15 protein-coding genes and 1 pseudogene are annotated in these 20,765 nt (G+C 63.7%); 9 read left to right on the forward strand and 7 right to left on the reverse strand.

All coding sequences use genetic code 11. The annotated features are described in order from the left end of the window. Positions 1-209 precede the first annotated feature (209 nt). Together HDG34_RS26500 and HDG34_RS26505 are read left to right on the forward strand one after the other, a co-directional pair. Positions 210-2,573, forward strand: coding sequence for a UvrD-helicase domain-containing protein (locus tag HDG34_RS26500; RefSeq protein ID WP_184063588.1), 2,364 nt, complete (start codon positions 210-212; stop codon positions 2,571-2,573). Then, positions 2,570-3,364 carry a 5'-methylthioadenosine/adenosylhomocysteine nucleosidase gene (locus tag HDG34_RS26505; protein ID WP_184063590.1) on the forward strand — a complete coding sequence of 265 codons (795 nt, stop codon included), beginning with the start codon at positions 2,570-2,572 and terminating at the stop codon, positions 3,362-3,364. Before HDG34_RS26500 ends, HDG34_RS26505 begins: the two co-directional genes overlap by 4 nt. Before the next feature lie 56 nt (positions 3,365-3,420). Here HDG34_RS26505 and HDG34_RS26510 read toward each other — a convergent pair whose 3' ends face one another. Further along, a complete protein-coding gene (locus HDG34_RS26510) occupies positions 3,421-5,325 on the reverse strand; it encodes a propionate--CoA ligase (protein WP_184063604.1) in 1,905 nt (634 codons plus the stop codon). A gap of 384 nt (positions 5,326-5,709) precedes the next feature. On the opposite strand from HDG34_RS26510, the gene HDG34_RS26515 reads away from it, so the two are divergent. Next, positions 5,710-5,952, forward strand: a complete 243-nt coding sequence (locus tag HDG34_RS26515) for a hypothetical protein (RefSeq protein WP_184063607.1) — start codon at positions 5,710-5,712, stop codon at positions 5,950-5,952. A gap of 794 nt (positions 5,953-6,746) precedes the next feature. Here HDG34_RS26515 and HDG34_RS26520 read toward each other — a convergent pair. Then, positions 6,747-8,012: an MFS transporter gene (locus HDG34_RS26520; RefSeq protein WP_184063611.1), complete on the reverse strand. Its 1,266-nt coding sequence runs from the start codon at positions 8,010-8,012 to the stop codon at positions 6,747-6,749. A 482-nt stretch (positions 8,013-8,494) separates the two neighbouring features. Between HDG34_RS26520 and HDG34_RS26525 the strand changes: the two genes are divergently transcribed. Continuing rightward, complete coding sequence (locus tag HDG34_RS26525) at positions 8,495-10,096, forward strand: methyl-accepting chemotaxis protein (protein ID WP_184064132.1); 1,602 nt, start codon at positions 8,495-8,497, stop codon at positions 10,094-10,096. A 15-nt stretch (positions 10,097-10,111) separates the two neighbouring features. Here the strand turns inward: HDG34_RS26525 and HDG34_RS26530 are convergent. Further along, positions 10,112-10,513, reverse strand: a pseudogene (locus tag HDG34_RS26530) (efflux transporter periplasmic adaptor subunit); the annotation flags it as partial. A 115-nt stretch (positions 10,514-10,628) separates the two neighbouring features. Between HDG34_RS26530 and HDG34_RS26535 the strand changes: the two are divergent. The 5 genes from HDG34_RS26535 to HDG34_RS26555 all read left to right on the forward strand — a co-directional run bounded on the left by HDG34_RS26535 (position 10,629) and on the right by HDG34_RS26555 (position 15,451). Next, positions 10,629-11,945, forward strand: coding sequence for a DUF2974 domain-containing protein (locus HDG34_RS26535; RefSeq protein ID WP_184063614.1), 1,317 nt, complete (start codon positions 10,629-10,631; stop codon positions 11,943-11,945). 14 nt (positions 11,946-11,959) lie between these two features. Further along, on the forward strand, positions 11,960-12,781 hold the full coding sequence (locus HDG34_RS26540; RefSeq protein WP_184063617.1) for an ankyrin repeat domain-containing protein: 822 nt from the start codon (positions 11,960-11,962) through the stop codon (positions 12,779-12,781). 98 nt (positions 12,782-12,879) lie between these two features. Then, entirely contained in the window at positions 12,880-13,701 is an 822-nt protein-coding gene (locus HDG34_RS26545; RefSeq protein ID WP_184021769.1) for an ankyrin repeat domain-containing protein, read from the forward strand. An 18-nt stretch (positions 13,702-13,719) separates the two neighbouring features. Further along, a complete protein-coding gene (locus HDG34_RS26550; RefSeq protein WP_184063620.1) occupies positions 13,720-14,535 on the forward strand; it encodes an ankyrin repeat domain-containing protein in 816 nt (271 codons plus the stop codon). 97 nt (positions 14,536-14,632) lie between these two features. Then, positions 14,633-15,451 carry an ankyrin repeat domain-containing protein gene (locus tag HDG34_RS26555; protein WP_184063622.1) on the forward strand — a complete coding sequence of 273 codons (819 nt, stop codon included), beginning with the start codon at positions 14,633-14,635 and terminating at the stop codon, positions 15,449-15,451. A gap of 261 nt (positions 15,452-15,712) precedes the next feature. Here the strand turns inward: HDG34_RS26555 and HDG34_RS26560 are convergent, their stop codons facing one another. From HDG34_RS26560 to HDG34_RS26575, 4 genes are read right to left on the reverse strand one after another with little or no spacing between them, the layout of a single operon-like run. Continuing rightward, complete coding sequence (locus HDG34_RS26560; protein WP_184063625.1) at positions 15,713-16,606, reverse strand: HlyD family secretion protein; 894 nt, start codon at positions 16,604-16,606, stop codon at positions 15,713-15,715. Between the two features lie 13 nt (positions 16,607-16,619). Next, the gene (locus tag HDG34_RS26565; RefSeq protein WP_018421177.1) at positions 16,620-16,820 is read right to left on the reverse strand and encodes a DUF1656 domain-containing protein; all 201 of its coding nucleotides are present in this window, start codon (positions 16,818-16,820) and stop codon (positions 16,620-16,622) included. After that, the gene (locus HDG34_RS26570) at positions 16,810-19,032 is read right to left on the reverse strand and encodes an FUSC family protein (RefSeq protein ID WP_184063628.1); all 2,223 of its coding nucleotides are present in this window, start codon (positions 19,030-19,032) and stop codon (positions 16,810-16,812) included. Before HDG34_RS26570 ends, HDG34_RS26565 begins: the two co-directional genes overlap by 11 nt. 8 nt (positions 19,033-19,040) lie before the next feature. After that, the gene (locus HDG34_RS26575; RefSeq protein ID WP_184063631.1) at positions 19,041-20,675 is read right to left on the reverse strand and encodes an efflux transporter outer membrane subunit; all 1,635 of its coding nucleotides are present in this window, start codon (positions 20,673-20,675) and stop codon (positions 19,041-19,043) included. Positions 20,676-20,765 lie beyond the last annotated feature (90 nt).

Raw genomic sequence — 20,765 nt, forward strand, 5'->3', positions numbered from 1 at the left:
TTTGCCTACTTTCTTTGCAGCAGCAAAGAAAGTAGGTGCCGCCCCGCACAGGGGCAACGCTAATAGACCGACAAGACAACAAGGAAAGGCCAACAAAGCGAGAACAACGAAAAAACCCCAACCCATATCCAGAAGAACAAAAAAAACCAAAAAAAGCGCCGCCCCCGCCGGGGCATATAATGTCCCCCGAACTGCGCCTAAGCAAAAAAATGCCCGACCTCCTCTCGAATCTAAACCCCGAACAACACGCCGCCGTAACGCTCCCGAATGAGCCCGCCCTGATCCTGGCGGGCGCCGGCAGCGGCAAAACCCGCGTCCTGATCACCCGCATCGCGTGGCTGATTCAGCAAGGCCTCGCGTCCCCCGCGACCGTCCTCGCGGTGACCTTCACGAACAAAGCCGCCCGCGAAATGATGGCGCGCCTCTCGGCGCTATTGCCGATCGACACGCGCGGCATGTGGATCGGCACGTTCCACGGCCTGTGCAACCGTATGCTGCGCGCGCATCACCGCGACGCCGGGCTGCCCGCCACGTTCCAGATTCTCGATACCGCGGACCAGCTGTCGGCGATCAAGCGCCTGATGAAGGGCCTCAACATCGACGACGAAAAATACCCCGCGAAAAATCTCCAGTACTTCATCAACAACGCGAAAGAGCAGGGCCTGCGCCCCAAAGACGTCGACGCCACCGACAACTTCAACCGCAAGTTCGTCGAACTCTACGAAGCCTACGATCAGCAATGCCAGCGCGAAGGCGTCGTCGACTTCCCCGAGCTGCTGCTGCGCTGCTACGAACTGCTCGCGCACAATCCGCCGCTGCGCGCGCATTACCAGGCGCGCTTCAGGCACATCCTCGTCGACGAGTTTCAGGACACCAACAAGCTGCAATACGCGTGGCTGAAGCTGCTCGCGGGCCAGCACAACGCAATCTTCGCGGTCGGCGACGACGACCAGTCGATCTACGCGTTCCGCGGCGCGAACGTCGGCAACATGCGCGACTTCGAGCACGAGTTCAACGTGCGCAATCTGATCAAGCTCGAGCAGAACTATCGTTCGCACGGCCATATTCTCGATGCCGCCAACCAGCTGATCGCGAACAACTCGCGACGCCTCGGCAAGAATCTGCGTACCGACGCGGGTCACGGCGAACCGGTGCGCGTCTACGAATCAGCGACCGATTCGCAGGAGGCCGGCTGGATCGTCGAAGAGATTCGCGCGCTGATCAACACCGGCCTGTCGCGCAGCGAAATCGCGGTGCTCTACCGCAGCAACGCGCAGTCGCGCACGATCGAGCACACGCTCGTCAACGCGGGCATCGCGTATCGCGTGTATGGCGGCCTGCGCTTTTTCGAACGTCAGGAAGTCAAGCACGCGCTCGCATACCTGCGCCTGATCGACAACCCGAACGACGACACCGCGTTCGGCCGCGTCGTCAATTTCCCGACTCGCGGCATCGGCGCGCGTTCGATCGAACAGCTTGCCGACGCGGCGCGTCTGTACAACTGCTCGATGGCCGCGGCGATTCCCTACGTCGCCGGCAAGGCCGGCTCGAGCCTCGCCGCGTTCGCGAACCTCGTCGGCAAGATGCGCGCCGACACGCAGCAGATGAGCCTGCCGGAGACCGTCGAGTACGTGGTCCGCGCGAGCGGTCTCGCCGACTTCTATCAGAACGAGCGCGAAGGCCAGGAGCGGCTCGAGAACCTGCAGGAACTCGTCAACGCGGCCGCCGCGTTCGTCAGCGAGGAAGGCTACGGGCTCGATACGCCCGCGCGCTCGATTCCGCTGCGCCCAGGAGCCAGCGCCGCGCCCGAACTCGCGGTCGCGACCGACGATCCGACCACGGTGGTCCTCGACGCACCGGGCGTCGCCGATCCGGCGCAAAACCCCGACACGATGACGCCGCTCGCGGGCTTTCTGTCGCACGCATCGCTCGAAGCGGGCGACAACCAGGCGCAGGCCGGCCAGGAAGCGGTGCAACTGATGACGGTGCACGCGGCAAAGGGGCTCGAATTCACCGCGGTGTTCATCACCGGCCTCGAAGAGGGGCTGTTCCCGCACGAGAACAGCGCGATGGAGGCCGACGGCCTCGAAGAAGAGCGGCGTCTGATGTACGTCGCGATCACGCGCGCGAAGGAGCGGCTGTACCTGTCTTTCGCGCAGAGCCGGATGCTGCACGGCCAGACCCGCTACAACATCCGCTCGCGTTTCTTCGACGAATTGCCGCAGGAAACGCTGAAGTGGCTGACGCCGAAGGTCGAGGCGGGCTCGCGCTGGGGCGGCCGCTCGGACAACGCCGGCTACGGGCGCGACTGGTTCGCGCGGCCGGGGTACGGCGGCGGTTCGGCGTCGACGGCGGCGGTGAGCTCCGCGCCGGCGCCCGCGTTCGCGAACGAGCAACGCGCGGCCGACACGGGCTTCCGCGTCGGCCAGCAGGTGTTCCATACCAAGTTCGGCGAAGGCACGATCACCGCACTCGAAGGCAACGGCACCGACGCGAAAGCGCAGGTCCGCTTCAAGCGGCACGGCGAAAAGTGGCTGGCGCTGGCGGTGGCTAAATTGCAGGCGGTCGAATGAGCACGCCCTTGAATCTCAGCCACGATGCGCGGCGGCCGCTCGGCGTTCTGGCCGCGTTGCCGCAGGAACTCGGCGACCTGATCGAAGCGATGCGCGCCGAGTCCGGCGTGCGCACGGTCACGCACGGCCAGCGTGACTACCACGTCGGCACCGTGCACGGCACGCCGTGCGTCGTCACGCTCGCGCGCGTCGGCAAGGTCGCGGCGGCCGCGACGGTCAGTGCGCTGATCCACGCGTTCGATGTCGAGGCGATCGTGTTCACCGGTGTCGCGGGCGGTGTCGGCGGCGACGTGCATGTCGGCGATATCGTCGTTGCGAGCGCGCTGATGCAGCACGATGTCGACGCGTCGCCGCTTTTTCCGCGCTTCGAGGTGCCGCTGCTCGGCATGTCGCGCTTCACCACCGATGCGGCGCTCGCCGACCGTCTAACCGCCGCATGCGAGCAGTTCGTCGCCGAGGAAGGCGCGGCCTGCGCGGCGCGCTTCGGCACGCGCGCGCCGCGCGTGCATCGCGGCTTGATCGTCAGCGGCGATCAGTTCGTCGCGAGCGCGGCGGCCCTCGCGGCGTTGCGCGACGCGCTGCCCGACGCGCTCGCGGTCGAGATGGAAGGCGCGGCGATCGCGCAGGTCTGCTACGAGTACGGCGTGCCGTGCGCGGTCGTGCGCACGATCTCCGATACCGCCGACGACCACGCGCCCGGATCGTTCATGTCGTTCCTGACCGGGATCGCGGGCACGTATTCGAACGCGATTCTCGCGCGCTTTCTCGGCACGCGAGACACCGCGGGCTGAGCGCCCGCTTGTTCGTCCGCCTGTTCGTCCGCCTGGTCGCCCGCTGCTTGGCCCGCTTATTCCTTCCTGCCGTCGCCGAGCGCGTCGCGCACCTGCTGCAGCGCGGCCGGATCTTCGATCGTCGGCAAATCGCCCGGCTCGCGCCCTTCGGCGAGCGCCGCGATAGCGCGGCGCAATAGCTTGCCGGAGCGCGTCTTCGGCAGCATCGATACCATCACCACGCGCGCGGGCCGCGCAATCGAGCCGAGATGGCGGTCCACCGTCATCGCCAGCTCGGCTTCGAGCCGCGCGCGCTCGCTCGGGTCGCCTTCTCCCTGCGCGCCGCGCAGCACGACGAAGGCCATCGCTGCCTGACCCTTGACCGGATCGGTCACACCGACCACCGCGACTTCCGCGACAGCCGCATGGCTCGACAGCGCCTCCTCGATCTCGCGCGTGCCGAGGCGATGGCCCGCGACGTTGATGACGTCGTCGGTGCGGCCGAGGATCGTCACGTAGCCGTCCTCGTCCTGCACGCCCCAGTCGAACGTCGAATACACCTGCTGGTTCGGCACGCTCGACCAGTAGGTGCCGACGAAGCGCTTGTCGTCGCCCCATACCGTCGACATGCAGCCCGGCGGCAGCGGATAGTCGAGCGTCAGCACGCCTTTCTCGCCGGGCGCGCAGGGCTCGCCGGTCAGCTCGTCGCGCACGGTCAGGCTATAGCCGATCGAGGGCACGCCCGGCGAACCGAGCTTGGTCGGCAGTGCCTCGATGCCGCGCGGAATCGCGAGCATCGGCCAGCCGGTTTCGGTCTGCCAGTAGTTGTCGATCACCGGCTTGTTCAACGCGTTGGAGATCCATTCGGCGGTCGGTTCGTCGAGTGGTTCGCCGGCGAGAAACAGCGTGCGCAGGCTCGACAGATCGGCTGCCTTCATCAGCGCCGGGTCCTGCTTCTTCAGCACGCGTATCGCGGTCGGCGCGGTGAACATCAGGTTGATCTTGTGCTGTTCGACGAGCCGCCACCAGATGCCGCCGTCCGGACGAATCGGCGTGCCTTCGTACATTACGGTGGTCAGCCCCGCGATCAGCGGCGCGTACACGATGTAGCTGTGGCCGACCACCCAGCCGACGTCGGACGCGGTGAACATGGTGTCGCCGGGCTTGCCCTCGAAGATGTATTCCATCGATGCCGCGAGCGCGACCGCATAGCCGCCGACATCCCGCTGCACGCCCTTCGGTTTGCCGGTCGTGCCCGACGTGTACAGCACGTACGACGGCTCGTTCGATTCGAGCCACTCGCACGGGACGTGGGCGTCGAAGAACTGTTCGCGCAGCGGCTCGTAGGCGACGAGGTAGGGTGCGTTCAGTCGCGCGGGCGCGAGCTGCCGGTCGATCAGCAGCACATGCGGTGTCTTGTGCATGGCGCGCGCGAGCGCTTCGTCGACGAGCGGCGTGTAGTCGACCACCTTGCCGCCGCGCGCGCCGGCGTCCGCAGTGACGATCAGCACGGGCTTCGCGTCGTCGATACGCGTGGCGAGGTTCGGCGCCGCGAAGCCGCCGAACACGACCGAGTGGATCGCGCCGAGCCGCGCGCAGGCGAGCATCGCGAACAGCGCCTCGGGGATCATCGGCAGATAGATCAGCACGACGTCGCCGCGCTTCACGCCGAGCGAGCGCATGACGGCGGCCATCCGGTTGATTTCGGCGTACAGATCGGCATACGTGTAGTGCCGCTCGATGCCGGTTTCGGTCGATACGTAGACGAGCGCGTTCTGCTGCGCGCGTTCGGCCAGATGCCGGTCGACCGCGTTATGGCAGAGGTTCGTGCGACCGCCGACGAACCAGCGCGCGAACGGCGGCTTCGAGCGGTCGAGCACGGTGCCGAATGGCGTGTGCCAGTGAATGCGCCGGGCTTCTTCGCGCCAGAAGGCTTCGGGGTGGTCGATCGAGCGGCGGTGGAAATCGCGGTAGCGGGTCATCGGCGGCGATCCTCGTGCGGCGGGAGTGGACGGGGTTGGATGAAACGGAATCGCAAATTGCGCGCCCGGTGCGGCGCTGGTTATGCGCACAAGCATAGCCACGGGCGGGAGGGGGGGCAAGCGGGTTCGCCGTAAGGGCGAAGGGCAACAGAAGAAAGTCGTTGTTCGTCACTTTCATCCGTCGCCCATTTGTTGTTTCTGCACCGCGAGGTAGGGTAGAGGCGATCAACGTGACAGGTCGTTTTCCCCCAGGATGGTGAGGCTTGCATGTTCAATCGATACGCTTATGAGCGTGGTAGAGCGGGCGTTCCAGCCTGCGCGACCTGAAGGAGGGGGCTACGCCGTCGCCAGATTGCTACATTCCATTAACGGTCAGGTACTGACATGCGCAAGTCCAGCATCGCCCGTTTTCTCGCTGGCGTAGTTCTGCTTGCCCTTGTCGTTGCGGTTGCTGCGTTTAACGTGATTAACCTGGACGAAGCGTATGGAAGCGGCGAGCCCTATTATTCGCGCACGACGAACATGGACAAGTGGAGCGATCCTTTGCCGGTGCTGGCTGTTGTCGACGGTGTTGCGGTTATCGTCATTGCGGTGGGTTTTTTGCTGTGGAGGCGGATGCGGGGCTAAGGCGAGGGTGGTGCTCTTTGCGGTGTTGGCCTTTCCTTGCTGACTTATCGGTCTATTGGCGTTGCCCCTGTGCGGGGCGGCACCTACTTTCTTTGCTGCTGCAAAGAAAGTAGGCAAAGAAGACAGCTAAAACCGCAAACTCTTAAGCGGGTCCCCTGGCTTGGAAGGGGTAGTGGTGCATCTGGAATCCGTGCCCCCGCACATTCCGCCGTTCGTGACAAAGCCGTCATCCCTCCCCCTCCGCACTACGTGCGTCGCGGACGGGTCTGCCAGGGAAACCAACGGCTTTGCCCGCGCAGCGGGGGCCTTCGGCTGTGCCTCGGCGATGCGCCGAAACAACCAGTGGTTTTTGAACGGGGTTTCGGCGCGCGTAGCGCCGCCGGAAGAATGACCGCCTTGTCACTAGCGCGGAATGTGCGGGAGCACGGATTCCAGATGCACCACTACCTCATGCAGACCGAGGAACCCGCTTAGGAGTTGGCGGTTTGAGCTGTCTTCTTTGCCTACTTTCTTTGCAGCAGCAAAGAAAGTAGGTGCCGCCCCGCACAGGGGCAACGCTAATAGACCGATAAGTCAGCAAGGAAAGGCCAACAAGGCCAGAACAACGAAAAAAGCCCCGCCCCGCACAGGGGCAACGCTAATAGACCGACAAGACAACAAGGAAAGGCCAACAAAGCCAGAACAACGAAAAAAGCCCCGCCCCGCACAGGGGGCAACGCTAATAAACCGACAAGCCAGCAAGGAAAGGCCAACACCACACGATAAGGAAAAAGCCCCAACCCCGCGGCACGCGCTCACCCTTTAACCCGCTTCCCCTCAACATCCGGCAACAAAACAGTGAGCACCCCAATCAACGGCAAAAACGAACAAACCTTATAAACAAACGCAATACTGGTAGCGTCAGCGAGTTCCCCAAGCACCGCGGCGCCCACGCCGCCAAGCCCAAAGGCAAAACCAAAGAACAACCCAGCCACCATCCCAACCTTCCCGGGGATCAACTCCTGCGCATAAACAAGAATCGCCGAGAACGCCGAGGCGAGCACCACCCCAATAACAACCGTCAGCACACTAGTCCAGAACAGATTCGCATACGGCAACAGCAGCGTAAAAGGCGCGACGCCAAGAATCGACACCCAGATCACGTACTTGCGCCCGATCCTGTCGCCGATCGGCCCGCCGATCACCGTACCCGCTGCGACCGCCGCGAGGAACACGAACAGATGGATCTGCGCGGCCTGCACCGACAGATGGAACCTGTCGATCAGATAGAACGTGAAATAGCTATTGATGCTGGCGAGATAGAAGTACTTGGAGAACACCAGCAACACCAGCACGCTCATCGCCAGGATGATCTTGTTACGCGGCAGCGTCACATGCGCGCCCTGGCCGCGCGCCTTCCTGACCGACGGATGACGCTTGTACCAGCGGCCGATCTGCGTGAGCACGACGATCGCGACGAGCGCCGCCGCCGAGAACCACGCGATGCTGCGTTGCCCGTGCGGAATCACGATCAGCGCGGCGAGCAGCGGCCCGAGTGACGAACCCGCATTGCCGCCGACCTGGAACAACGACTGCGCGAGACCGTGACGGCCACCCGAGGCCATCCGCGCGACTCGCGACGACTCCGGATGGAACACCGACGATCCGCAGCCGACCAGCGCCGCGGCGACCAGCAGCACGCCGAAGTTCGGCGCGACCGACATCAGCAGCAGCCCGGTCAGCGTGAAGCCCATGCCGACCGGCAGCGAGTACGGCTTCGGATGTTTGTCGGTATAGCTGCCGACGAGCGGCTGCAGCAGCGACGCGGTGATCTGGTAGGTCAGCGTGATCAGACCGATCTGCCCGAACGACAACGAGAAGTTGTCCTTGAACATCGGGTAGATGGCGAGGATCAGCGACTGGATCATGTCGTTGAGCAGGTGCGAAAAGCTGATCGCACCGAGCACGGAATACACCGTGCGCTGGACCTTGGCGGCCGCCGGCGCAGCGGCGGCCGGGGACGCGCTCGCCCCCGTGGCGGATGCGCCGGCAAGGGCGCTTTTATCGAGGCTCGTTTCCATACGCTAGAAAAAAAGATCGGGAAAACGGTGGAATGAAAGATCGGCACCGAAAACCGGTGCGGGCAGCACGCCTCGTAGGCGCGTTCCGCGAAGCACTGCGGCGTTTCGTCGCGGCAACCGGCGTTTTGAATATCTAGCCGAAGTTTAATGTGGCCGAAGCGAATTGTAAGGACAAGTTTTGTCGCGAATCGGACAAGGGGGCGGATGGCTTTTCATTCGGCGGTGAAACGACGAATCGTCAGCTCTTTGCCTGAAGAAACTTTTTTTGGCGAGTTTTTGGCCACGGTATAAAGCGCTCGCGATTGCGCGGCCCACGAAGCGGCGCGTCGAACATGGAACCGGGAACGGCAAGCGGCGCACGACCCGCCCCGGCCTGCACAAGCGAAATTCAAGATCGCGGGGCGGGCTGCCGTAGACCCGGAGAGATAAGTGGTGATGCCGGAACCGACCGTCCGGCGCGTCGACATGTGGGGACGGGGATGATGAAAGCAGTGGCACACAGCGCAGCGGCAACGAAGTTCAACGGCCTGTCGGTCAAGGCGACGCTGCGGATCGCGTTTGCGATTCTGCTCGCCGGCACGCTGCTGATCGGCGTGTTTTCGCTGCTGCAGATCGGCCGGCTGAACGCGTCCGCGCAATCGATCTACGACCAGGGCCACGTCGCGAGCCGCGCCGCCGAGGAAGCGCGCGGCCACATGCTGCGCGCGAGCCGCGCGCAAAAGATGCTGCTGACCGCGACCACCGCGAAGGAGCGCGACGAACTCGGGGCCGACATCGAGCGCGGCCTCGCGGGTCTCAACGAGCAGCTGGGCACGCTCCAGCAGTACGTCGATAAGTCGGACGCGAAGGCGGTCGGCGCGCAGAAGGCGTTCACCGCGGCGGTCGCGGCATGGAGCGGTCACCTGCGCGACTTCGTCACGCTCGTGAAAGCGCAGCCGCTCGATCTGTCGCAGATGAACTGGCAGGTCGGCACGCAGGACGTGTCGCTGCTCGTCGAAACCGGCAAGCTCGAAAAGCTCGTCGACGAACTCGTCGCGCAGCGCGGCACCGCCGCGAAGGCGACGATCGACGCGTCCGGTTTCATCTATCACTCGTCGTTCGTGATGATCGCGGTGATGACGTTCGCACTGATCGTGCTCGCGATCGGCATCGCCGCGTGGGTCGTGCGGCGCCTCACCGCGCAGCTCGGCGGCGAGCCCGCGTACGCGAAGGAGATCGCGCGTCGCATCGCCGCGGGCGATCTGTCGAATCGCATCGCGCTCGGCGGCAAGGACCGTGCGAGCATGCTGTTCGCGCTGTCCGACATGCAAAGCGGACTCGCGACGACGGTTGCCGACATCGCGTCGAGTGCCGATGCGATCGCGACCGCGTCCGCGCAGATTTCGATGGGCAACCTCGATCTGTCGCAGCGTACCGAGCAGCAGGCGCTTGCGCTCGAGCGCACCGCGAGCAGCATGGAGCAACTGACCTCGACGGTGCGTCAGAACGCCGACAACGCAAAGCAGGCGAGCACGCTCGCGAACAACGCGTCGGCGATCGCCGAGCAGGGCGGCGCGGTCGTGAGCCGCGTGGTCGCGACGATGAACGACATCAACGACAGCGCGCGCAGCATCGGCGACATCATCGGCGTGATCGAGGGGATCGCGTTTCAGACCAACATCCTCGCGTTGAACGCGGCCGTCGAGGCGGCGCGCGCGGGCGAGGAGGGGCGCGGCTTTTCGGTCGTCGCGGCGGAAGTGCGCAATCTCGCGCAGCGCAGCGCGGCGGCCGCGAAGGAGATCAAGGGCTTGATCCAGACTTCGGTCGAGCGCGTCGGCAACGGCTCGACGCTCGCTGCTGACGCTGGTCAGACGATGGACGAAGTCGTCAAGGCCGTGAAGCGCGTGACCGACATCATGGGCGAGATTTCGGCGGCGTCGTCCGAGCAGAGCGCCGGTATCGAGGCGATCAGTCTCGCGGTCACGCAGATGGACTCGGGCACGCAGCAGAACGCCGCGCTGGTGGAGGAGGCCACCGCCGCGGCCCGCTCGCTCGACGATCAGGCGCGCGGGCTGAAGGCGATGGTGGGGCAGTTCCGGCTATAAGAGGCGGCGCGGGCGTCAGCTCGCGTTGGCCAACGAGGAGCCGGAGCCCGTCCCCGGCCGCACGACTACCGTGCAGGTCGTGCCCGCCGCCAACATCACGTCCGCGGGTACCGAGTCGATCTTCACGCGCACTGGCACGCGCTGCGCGAGGCGCACCCAGTTGAAGGTCGGATTCACGTCCGCGAGCAGTTCGTGGCTTTGCGGATTGTCGCGGTCGTAGATGCTGCGCGAGATGCTCTCCACGTGGCCTTTCAGCATGCCGCCGCTCATCAGCCGCACTTCGGCCTGATCGCCGACGCGCACGTGCGGCAGCTTGGTTTCCTCGAAGTAGCGATACACCCAGAACGAGTGACTATCGACGATCGCGAGCTTCGCCGCGCCCGCGCTCGCATAGTCGCCGCGGAACACGGACAGGTTCATCGAAAGCTGTGGAGATTTTGGGCCGTCGCCCATGTACGGACTGCCTGTCGCACGGTAATTATCTGACTGCTGTCACCCCGGCAGCGACTTCAGATAGACCATCGACACACCTATGTCCCTGTCCGTATTTGAGATGCACTCCCTGGAGCTTTTCTGCCAGCGGCCACCGGGTACCTGTTACGTCATCTGCGACGAATGGCACTATAAAGCGTGCCTCGGCAAGGCCGCAGACCTTCAGAGAGCCAGGGCGGAGACCCGGGAATTTCTTGCTATCGCCACACTGAATCGCGGAAAGTGGGAGGAGGACCGGAAGCTGGTCAGGAATCTCATCGACAGTCACTGGCTGTTTTTTCATGATGTACGGGACCGGAACCCTGACACCGATGGCTGGCGGGTCATCGTTGCTCTGTTCGAAGAGATGCGCCGGGGCAAACTGCTTGCCGTTAAAGGTCCGCGTAATGGCCTGTTTCCGTCACCGTACAGCGGCACGCCGTTAATGAATCCCGAAGGGAGGACCGGCAGTCACCCGGACGGTGAACCTGTGCTGTCCGTCCAGTATGATCCGGCCACCTGGCAAACGCAGCTGAACGCTGCGCGCGCAGCCCGGGCGACACCGCCGCGCATCGAGATACCACAGGCACTGACCAAGGCGCAGCGGTGGCAGACGCGCAAGGCGCTGATTGCGGCGGGCAATGCGACCATGTCCGGGCGCGTGCGGGCAGCGGCTGAACGGCTTGCGCGCAACAATGTCGCGGTGGAGAAGGCCAGACTCTCCGATCATGTCTACGAGCCGTCCAGGCCGGTGCCCGAAGGGTGGACGAACCGCAGCGGGGATATGGAATTTCTGGATTGGTATGGCTTGAAGCCGAAAGACCTGAAAATCAAGGGTTCCAATTTTGGAGCGCAGCTATACGAACCCGATCGTCATGTCTTCGGCGACGATATGAAGCCCACCCTCGCCTTCAAGGGAACCGAAATGACGAGCCTGGCCGACTGGTCGAACAACTTTAGCCAAAGCGTGGATAGGGAATCGCCCTATTACGAGAGGGCTGTCAATACAGGCAAAAAATTAGCCTTCTCAGCAGAACCTATCGACATAACAGGTCACTCGTTAGGCGGTGGCCTGTGTTCGGCTGCATCCGTCGCCAGCGGCAAGGACTGCTGGAGCTTCAATGCAGCGGGCCTGCACCCGAAGACGGTCCAGCATTACGGCGGCCAGGTCACGCCATCGAACATCAATGCATACCATGTGAACGGCGACATTCTGACCGTGGCACAGACGTGGACGCCCCTACCCGGTGCAGCCGGTACTGCCTATCCCCTGCCCGGCAGCGGATCGCCGGTGTCGCGGCACTTCATCAGGCAGGCAATAGACGGCATCGAGCAGCAGAAGGCGGAGGACATCTCCGTACTTGAAACACTGTCATAACGGGGCTGAAAGCGATGAAAACACTCAGCCGAATTCTTATCGTGCCGGTGCTGTTACTGGCGCTATCCCCTGTAGTTCATGCAATGAAAAAATTTCCCGCCACTGATTTTTTTAGCGGCCCGCAACTCGAACTGGCGCAGGCCATCGAGCGAGGTGATATGGAGCAGGTCCGGCGATTGGCCCCGAAGACAGACCTGAACACGCCCGGACGCAAGAACATGACGATGCTGTTTTTTGCGTTTCAGGAGGCGTTGCAGCGCGACCCGCATCGGCTTGCGGTTGCGTCGGAGGTGGTGAGGGCGGGGGCCGATTCCTTGCAGGAAGTGCCGAATTTTGGCGATCCGCTCGGGGTCGTGCTCAACAGCTCGCACCCGGAATTCCTGCGTGCGATGCTAGACGGCGGTGTTGATCCAAACTTGATTTCAGAAGGCACCCCGATAATTTTTGATGTTGCAAAGGAGTCGACATCTGGTTCGCTCAGGCTGCTGGTGGAGCGTGGCGCAGATGTGAACCGGCGCGATTCGTTGCGTAATTCAGTGCTATTTGAAGCATTGATGAACAACGCACTCGACCAGATTGACTACCTTCTCGATCACGGCGCAAACCCGTCTACTTACAACATCAACGGAGTATCGTTCCCATTCGCGCTTTCACATGACATCAACAGAAACGCCTCCGCGCCTGATTCACCAGCCTACATGAAGCTGGTCGAAATCCGGGACCGCATCATCAAGATGGGCGTGAAATGGCCTCCGGAGACTCCGGAACAGATAAAAGCACTTTGGGGAGCCAATCCTCCGCGACGGCTCGATGACAGCAAGCTTCCGCTACCTTGAGGCAGAAACCGGAAGAGCTACATCCGGGTAGCCCTCAGACTGCTGACCAACCCCACGTTTTTCGGAGCGTGGGGTTTTGTTTTTTCAGGCAAGAAGCGATGAAAACACTCAGCCGAATCCTTATCGTGCCGGTGCTGTTACTGGCGCTGTCCCCTGTGGTTCATGCAATGAAAAAATTTCCCGCCACTGATTTTTTTAGCGGCCCGCAACTCGAACTGGCGCAGGCCATCGAGCGAGGTGACATGGAGCAGGTCCGGCGGCTGGCACCGAAGACGGACCTGAACACGCCCGGACGCAAGAACATGACGATGCTGTTTTTTGCCTTTCAGGAGGCGTTGCAGCGCGACCCGCATCGGCTTGCGGTTGCGTCGGAGGTGGTGAGGGCCGGGGCCGATCCCTTGCAGGCCGTACCGGATTTTGGCAGCCCCCTCGGGGTCGTGCTCAACAGCTCCCACCCGGAATTCCTGCGCGCGATGCTGGACGGGGGCGTTGATCCTAATCTGGTCTACAAGGGAGATCCATTAATTTTCTTTGTTGCAGGAGAGTCGACATCTGGCTCACTCAAGCTGCTGGTGGAGCGTGGCGCGGATGTGAACCGGCGCGATTCGTTGCGTAATTCAGTGCTGTATGAGGCGCTGGCAAATCGCGCACTAGATCAAATTGACTACTTGCTGGATCATGGGGCGAACCCCGACACCTACGATATCAAAGGCCTGTCGTTTCCTCAGGCGCTATCAACGCGCATTGCCGATAACGCATCCGCGCCCAATTCTCCGACCTACATGAAGCTAATCGAGATTCGGGATCGCATCATCAGGATGGGCGTGAAATGGCCCCCGAAGACACCGGCACAGATACGGGCGCGCTGGGGGGCAAACGCACCACGTTGGCTCGATGACAGCAAGCTTCCGCTGCCTTGAATAACGTGGCTGAAAGCGATGAAAACACTCAGCGGAATTCTTGTCGTGCCGGTGCTATTACTGGCGCTATCCCCTGTGGTTCATGCAATGAAAAAATTTCCCGCCACTGATTTTTTTAGCGGCCCGCAACTCGAACTGGCGCAGGCCATCGAGCGAGGCGACATGGAGCAGGTCCGTCGACTGGCACCGGAGACAGACCTGAACACGCCCGGACGCAAGAACATGACGATGCTGTTTTTTGCGTTTCAGGAGGCGTTGCAGCGCGACCCGCATCGGCTTGCGGTTATGTCGGAGGTGGTGAAGGCCGGAGCCGATCCCTTGCAGGAAGTGCCGAATTTTGGCGATCCGCTCGGGGTCGGGCTCAACAGCTCGCACCCGGAATTCCTGCGTGCGATGCTGGACGGCGGTGTTGATCCAAATTTGATATCAGAAGGCACCCCGATAATTTTTGATGTTGCAAGCGATCGTAAATTGGGCTCGCTCAAGTTGCTGGTGGAGCGTGGCGCGGATGTGAACCGGCGCGATTCATTGCGCAACACATCTCTCTACGAAGCGCTAACTGGCTACGACACCGGGGCAGTCAATTACCTTCTCGATCACGGAGCCAACCCCAACACTTACAACATCAATGGAATCTCATTCCCAAGACAATTGGAATCGCAGATAGAACATATAGGCTCCACCTCTGAATCAGGTGTCAAACTGGTCGAAATCCGAGACCGCATCATCAGGATGGGCGTGAAATGGCCTCCGGAGACTCCGGAACAGATAAAAGCACGTTGGGGAGCCAATCCTCCGCGACGGCTCGATGACAGCAAGCTTCCGCTGCCTTGAAGCCGAGACCGAAAGTGCTACATCCGGGTAGCCCTCAGACTGCTGACCAACCCCACGTTTTTCGGAGCGTGGGGTTTTGTTTTTCAGGCAAGAAGCGATGAAAACACTCAGCCGAATTCTTATCGTGCCGGTGCTGTTACTGGCGCTATCCCCTGTGGTTCATGCAATGAAAAAATTTCCCGCCACTGATTTTTTTAGCGACCCGCAACTCGAACTGGCGCAGGCCATCGAGCGAGGTGATATGGAGCAGGTCCGGCGACTGGCCCCGAAGACAGACCTGAAGACGCCTGGGCGCAAGAACATGACGATGCTGTTTTTTGCCTTTCAGGAGGCGTTGCAGCGCGACCCGCACCGGCTTGCGGTTGCGTCGGAGGTGGTGAGGGCCGGGGCCGATTCCTTGCAGGAAGTACCGGATTATGGCAGCCCCCTCGGGGTCATGCTCAACAGCTCCCATCCGGAATTCCTGCGCGCGATGCTGGACGGTGGGGTTGACCCCAACACCATGATCGAGGGCCGCAGACCCATCATTTTCTTTGTTGCAAGAGAGTCGACATCTGGTTCGCTCAGGCTGCTGGTGGAACGTGGCGCGGATGTGAACCGGCGCGATTCGTTACGTAATTCAGTGCTGTATCAAGCGCTGGCAAATCGCGCGCTAGATCAAATTGACTACTTGCTGGACCATGGGGCAAACCCCAACACCTACAACATTAATGGCGAGTCATTCCCACTAGGGATATGGGATGACATTAATACCTTCGCGCCCAATTCCCCGACCTACAAAAAGCTAATCGAGATTCGGGACCGCATCATCAAGATGGGCGTGAAATGGCCTCCGGAGACTCCGGAACAGATAAAAGCACGTTGGGGAGCCAATCCTCCGCGACGGCTCGATGACAGCAAGCATCCGCTGCCTTGACACAGAGACCGAAAGGGCAACCTTCGACTGGAAGTCCGCAATGAACCAGTTTGTCATCCTGTTTGGCGAGCGCTTCACGCTGGCGAGGGGGTAGGATTTTTTAAACCGACTCGCACACGAAAAGGCGGATAGGCTCCGGGCACGCAGCAGAACGCCGCGCTGGTGGAGGAGGCCACCGCCGCGGCCCGCTCGCTCGACGATCAGGCGCGCGGGCTGAAGGCGATGGTGGGGCAGTTCAGGCTATAAAAGGCGGCGCGGGCGTCAGCTCGCGTTGGCCGACGAGGAGCCGGAGCCCGTCCCCGGCCGCACCACCACCGTGCAGGTCGTGCCCGCCGCCAGCATCACGTCGGGCGGCACCGAGTCGATCCGCACGCGCACCGGCACGCGCTGCGCGAGGCGCACCCAGTTGAAGGTCGGATTCACGTCCGCGAGCAGCTCGTGGCTCTGCGGATTGTCGCGGTCGTAGATGCCGCGCGAGATGCTCTCCACGTGGCCTTGCAGCGTGCCGCCGCTCATCAGCCGCACTTCGGCCTGATCGCCGACGCGCACATGCGGCAGCTTGGTTTCCTCGAAGTAGCCATACACCCAGAACGAGTGACTATCGACGATCGCGAGCTTCGCCGCGCCGGCGCTCGCATAGTCGCCGCGGAACACGGACAGGTTCGTCACGTAGCCGTCGACCGGCGACACCACGCGCGTGCGTTCGAGGTTCAGCTTCGCGGCGTCGAGCGCGGCGAGTGCCTGCTGATAGGCGGCATCGGCGGCGGACGCGGTATGCGTCGCGTTTTCGCGGCTTTCCTTCGACACCACCTGCGAATCCATGTCGGCACGCCGTTGCGCGTCGTCGCGCTTCATCTGCAATTCGGCCTTGCGCGCGGCAACGGCGGCCTGCGCCTGCTCGACCGCGATCTGGTAATGCGACGGATCGATCTGCATCAGCAGGTCGCCCTTCTTCACGAACTGGTTGTCCTTGACCGGCAGATCGACGATCGCGCCCGACACGTCCGGCGCGACGTTGACGATCTCGGCGCGCACGCGGCCGTCGCGGGTCCACGGTTCGTCCATGTAATGGACCCACAGCACGCGGCCAATCACGATCGCGACGATGAAAATGACGGCTGTCGCGATGAAGCCCACAAGATTTCGGATGGTCATGTTTCGACTCTGATCAACGATAAACGGCGAGGCCGAGAAGGCCGCACACGGACACGAGCAAGCTGGCCCGGAACAGGGAGGGGTGCCACACCACGCGATACAGGCCCGTATAGGCGATCACGCGATCGACGAGCCAGGTCAGCGCGGCGCCCGCGATGAACAGCAGCACAATGGCCGGCACATAGGCATCGAGCACGGCGATATCACGCGGCATGAGGAACTCCTTCTTCTTCTTCTGATGCGTCCGCGCGCGCGCCGATCGCCGAGGCAAGCGGCGACTGCGGATCGAGCAGCGCGGTACGGATGAAATGCAGTTGACTGAGGATGCGCAGCAGCTGATGGCGTTCTTCACGCGATGGCGTGAAGCCGGCCATCAGCTGCTGCACTTGCGCGATCGCATCGGCGGTCGCCGCGAGCGCGCGCGCGAAGTGCTGCTGCCGCGGCCGCTCGAACAGCGCCGCGAGCGCATCGCGCAGCGCGCGCAGCGCGACGCGCCACGGTGCCGCTTTGTGGTAGCGCGGCTCGTTGGGCAGCGTCGCGATTTCGCGGCGCAGGTCGATCACCGCGTTGCCGACCTCCAACACCGAAAACAGCCAGCGCAGCGTGTCGCGCTTCGTTTCGGGCTCGTTCTGCGACAGCGCGTCGATCTGGAACATCAGATCGCGCGCGCCGCTTTCGAAGCGCGAGCGCACGCGTGCCAGACCCGCGCGGCCGGCCAGCACCACCTGGCGGCGCAGGTCGACGAGCAGACGGTTGCGCAGCCACGGCGTCGACGGCGGCAGCAGCACCGCGAACGCGATCGACGACACCAGCATCGACAGCACCAGCGCGAGCGCGTCGTTCATGAACGCACTCGGGTCGTAGTGAATCACGTTGTCGGGGCCGGCGAGGAAGCAGAAGAAGATGCAGTAGCCGACGCCGTAGCCCGCGAGCGTCGCACGCGTGGTCATCAACACGCCGAGCAGCAGGAACGGCGCGAGCGCGACGCACAGCATCACGAAGCCGTCGATGTGCGGATACACGCCGAACACCGCGATCATGCCCATCAGCGTCGCGAGCACCGTGCCGCCGGCCATCTTGAACGCGGTGCGCTTCGGATCCGGCGACGCCGACGCGAGCGCGCACACGGTCGCTGCGACCAGCGTCAACGTCGAGCCGCTCGGCCACGCGGTGGCGATCCAGAACGCCCCGAGCACCATCATCACGATGGCCGCGCGCAGGCCCGCGACGCCGGCCGCGATCGCGTTGGTTTTCGGCTCGTAGCGCTCGATCCAGCGTTCGCGCGCGTGCTTATCGACGGCGAGCGACGCGTAGGTCGCCGCGTACGCATGCAGGTCGTCGATGAAGCGGTACAGCAGCTCGGCGCCCGTGTCGAAATCGAGCAGCGGCGCGTCGGGGTGCGTTTCGAGTTCGTCGCGCGTCGCGCGCACGCGTTTGGGCAACTCGCTTCTGTAGGTGTCGAGCTGGGCCGCTGCGTGCGCGGCGTCGGCCGCGCTCAGCACCGGCTCGCCCGACTTCGCGAGCAACGGCGCGATCTCCTTGAAGTACGGTTCGAGCGCGGCGATCGCGATCGCCGCGCCGTGCGTGCCGCTGTCGCGCAGACGGTTCATCAGCTGATGCAGCGCGTGAAAGCGCGTCGACGCGGTCATGAACTCGCTGTTCAGACGCGCGAGGCGCCCGCCGCGCATCCTCGAATCGGGGCCTTCGAACACGGCGATGCTGCGCGCGGCCTCGAAGCCGACGATGTCGGCGACGAAGCGCGCATTGGTCGCCTCGATCTGGGCGCGGTCGTTGCGCCCGGCAAGCGACGCCGACACGTACTCGACGAACGCCGAGAAGCGCGCGCGCACGGTGCTGCGCATCTGCAGGCCGGCGAACTGCGGAAACACGAGGCCGCTGACCGCGCCCGCGCAGATGATGCCGATCACCACTTCCGCGACCCGCGTGAGCGCGCTCAGGAACGCGCCGTCCGGATGCTGCGAAGCGGGGATGCCGATCAGCGCGGCCGTGTAGCCCGCCAGCACGAAGCCGTACGAACGGAAGTTGCGATTGCGCGCGGCGCCGGCGGTGCAGATGCCGACCCAGATCGCGGTCGTGACGAGGAAGAGCTCGGGCTGCTGCGCGAACAGTCCGATCAGCGCGAGCATCACGACGAGACCGACCAGCGTGCCGCAGATCCGATAGAAGCTCTTCGCGAACACTGCGCCGCTTTGCGGCTGCATCACGATGAACACGGTGGTCATCGCGGTGCGCGGCTGCGGCAGATCGAGCTTCATCGCGATGCCGAGCGCGAGGAAGCACGCGGCGAGCGACTTGAACAGATAGATCCATACGAGGCCGTCGGTGCGCGCCCAGTGGGCGGCGGCTTCGGAGAGCGCGGCGAACGAGGCGGGGCGCGCGCTCGACGGGGAGGGCGAGGAGGACATGGCCTTCCTTACTCGGACGCGGGCGCGTTCGGGGCGCGCGAGGCGGTGGTGGCAGAGGTGATGGCCGCGTTGGTCTTTGCGTTGGCGTTCGCATCTGCATCCGCATCCGCTGTTGCCGTGTCGCTACTCGCCGCGCCGCTCTTGCTCTCGCCGCTGCCCTTGCCATGCGCCGGCAACGTTTCGTTATCCCGCGGACCGTTGGCCGGATCGTCGAGACCGCCGCCGAGCGCCGTCATCAACGACGCATGCGCGCCGAGCCACTCGGCCTGCACTTTGGCGACACCTTCCTGCGCGCGCAGCAACTGGTTTTGCGCGACCAGCACGTTCAGATAGTCGGTCAAGCCGCGCCGGTAGCCTTCGCGCGACAGCTCGTAGTTCCTGCGCGCGGCGGCGACCGAGCGGTCGGCGTCGTCGGCCTGGGTGGTCAGCGAACGGATGCGGATCACCTGGTCGGAGATGTCCTTCAGCGCGCCCACGATCGACTGGTTGTAGCGCTCGATGGCCTCGTCGTAGCCCGCCGACGCCGCGCCGAGCTGCGAGCGCAGCCGGCCGCCGTCGAAGATCGGCAGCGTCAGCGCGGGACCCACGCTCCAGCTATGCGACGGACTCTTCAGAAACTGGAACAGCGGCCCCATCGCCGCATAGCCGCCGATCGACGCGAGCAGGTTGATGTCCGGATAGAACCCGGCCTTGGCGACGTCGATGCCGCGCGCCTGCGCGGCGACCGTCCAGCGTGCCGCGACCACGTCCGGCCGGTGGCCGATCAGATCCGCGGGCAGCGCGGCCGGCAGGCCGGCGGGCGCGGCGAGCGACAGCGCCGGGCGCTGGATCGCGTCGCCGGCGCCCGGGCCCTTGCCCGCGAGCGCGGCCAACTGATTGCGGCCGAGCGCGATCTTCTCCTCGATCGCGTCGATCTGGCGCTCGTACTCGGGCATCGGCGTCTCGGCCTGGCTCACTTCGAGCTGCGTGCCGATGCCGCCCTTCAGGCGCCGGTTCGCGAGGTCGACGATCTGCTGCTGTTGCTGCAGCGTGGCCTTCGCGATGTCGAGCAACGCGTAGTTCAGCGACATCTCGATATAGGTGCGCACGACGTTCGCCTGCAGTTCGAGCTGCGCGGCGCGCGCGTCGGCGGCGCTGGCGTGCGCGAGGTCGAGCGCGCGCTCGGCGGCGTTCTTGTCCTTGCCCCAGAAGTCGAGGTGATAGGCGAGGCCGAGCGTGCCGGTGTTGTTCCACGACTGCTCGCCGGCGAGCGGGCCCGGGCCGTAGAACACGTTGTCGGCCCACTGCTGGCGCTGGATCGACAGGCTGCCGTTGACTTGCGGCGCGAGCGCCGCGCGCGCGACGCCGGCCATCGACGCCGCCTCACGCACGCGCGCCTGGGCGACCGCGAGACTGGGATTGCCGGCTTGCGCGTCCGCGATCCACCGGTCCAGCTGCGGATCGTCATAGGCGCGCCACCAGTCGGCGGCGGGCCACTGCGCGTCGGCGTTGGCGGCGCGGATTGCGTTGCCCGCATCGAGCGACGCAGGATTGATCGTGTGCGTTTGCGGCGCGACGCCTCCGGTACTTGCGCATCCGGCGATTGTTAATAGGATCGTAAGAACCGCGGCCGCGGCGATCCCTTTGCGTACCGGAGACTGCACGATTTCCTCCAAATTTGACTATAGAAGCTTGTGCGCAATTATATTTTTTGATCGATTGCGGAATAACCGGTAAAGATGCAAGGCATTTTT

The sequence above is a fragment of the Paraburkholderia sp. HC6.4b genome (assembly GCF_014200875.1).
Classification (GTDB): Bacteria; Pseudomonadota; Gammaproteobacteria; order Burkholderiales; family Burkholderiaceae; genus Paraburkholderia; species Paraburkholderia tuberum.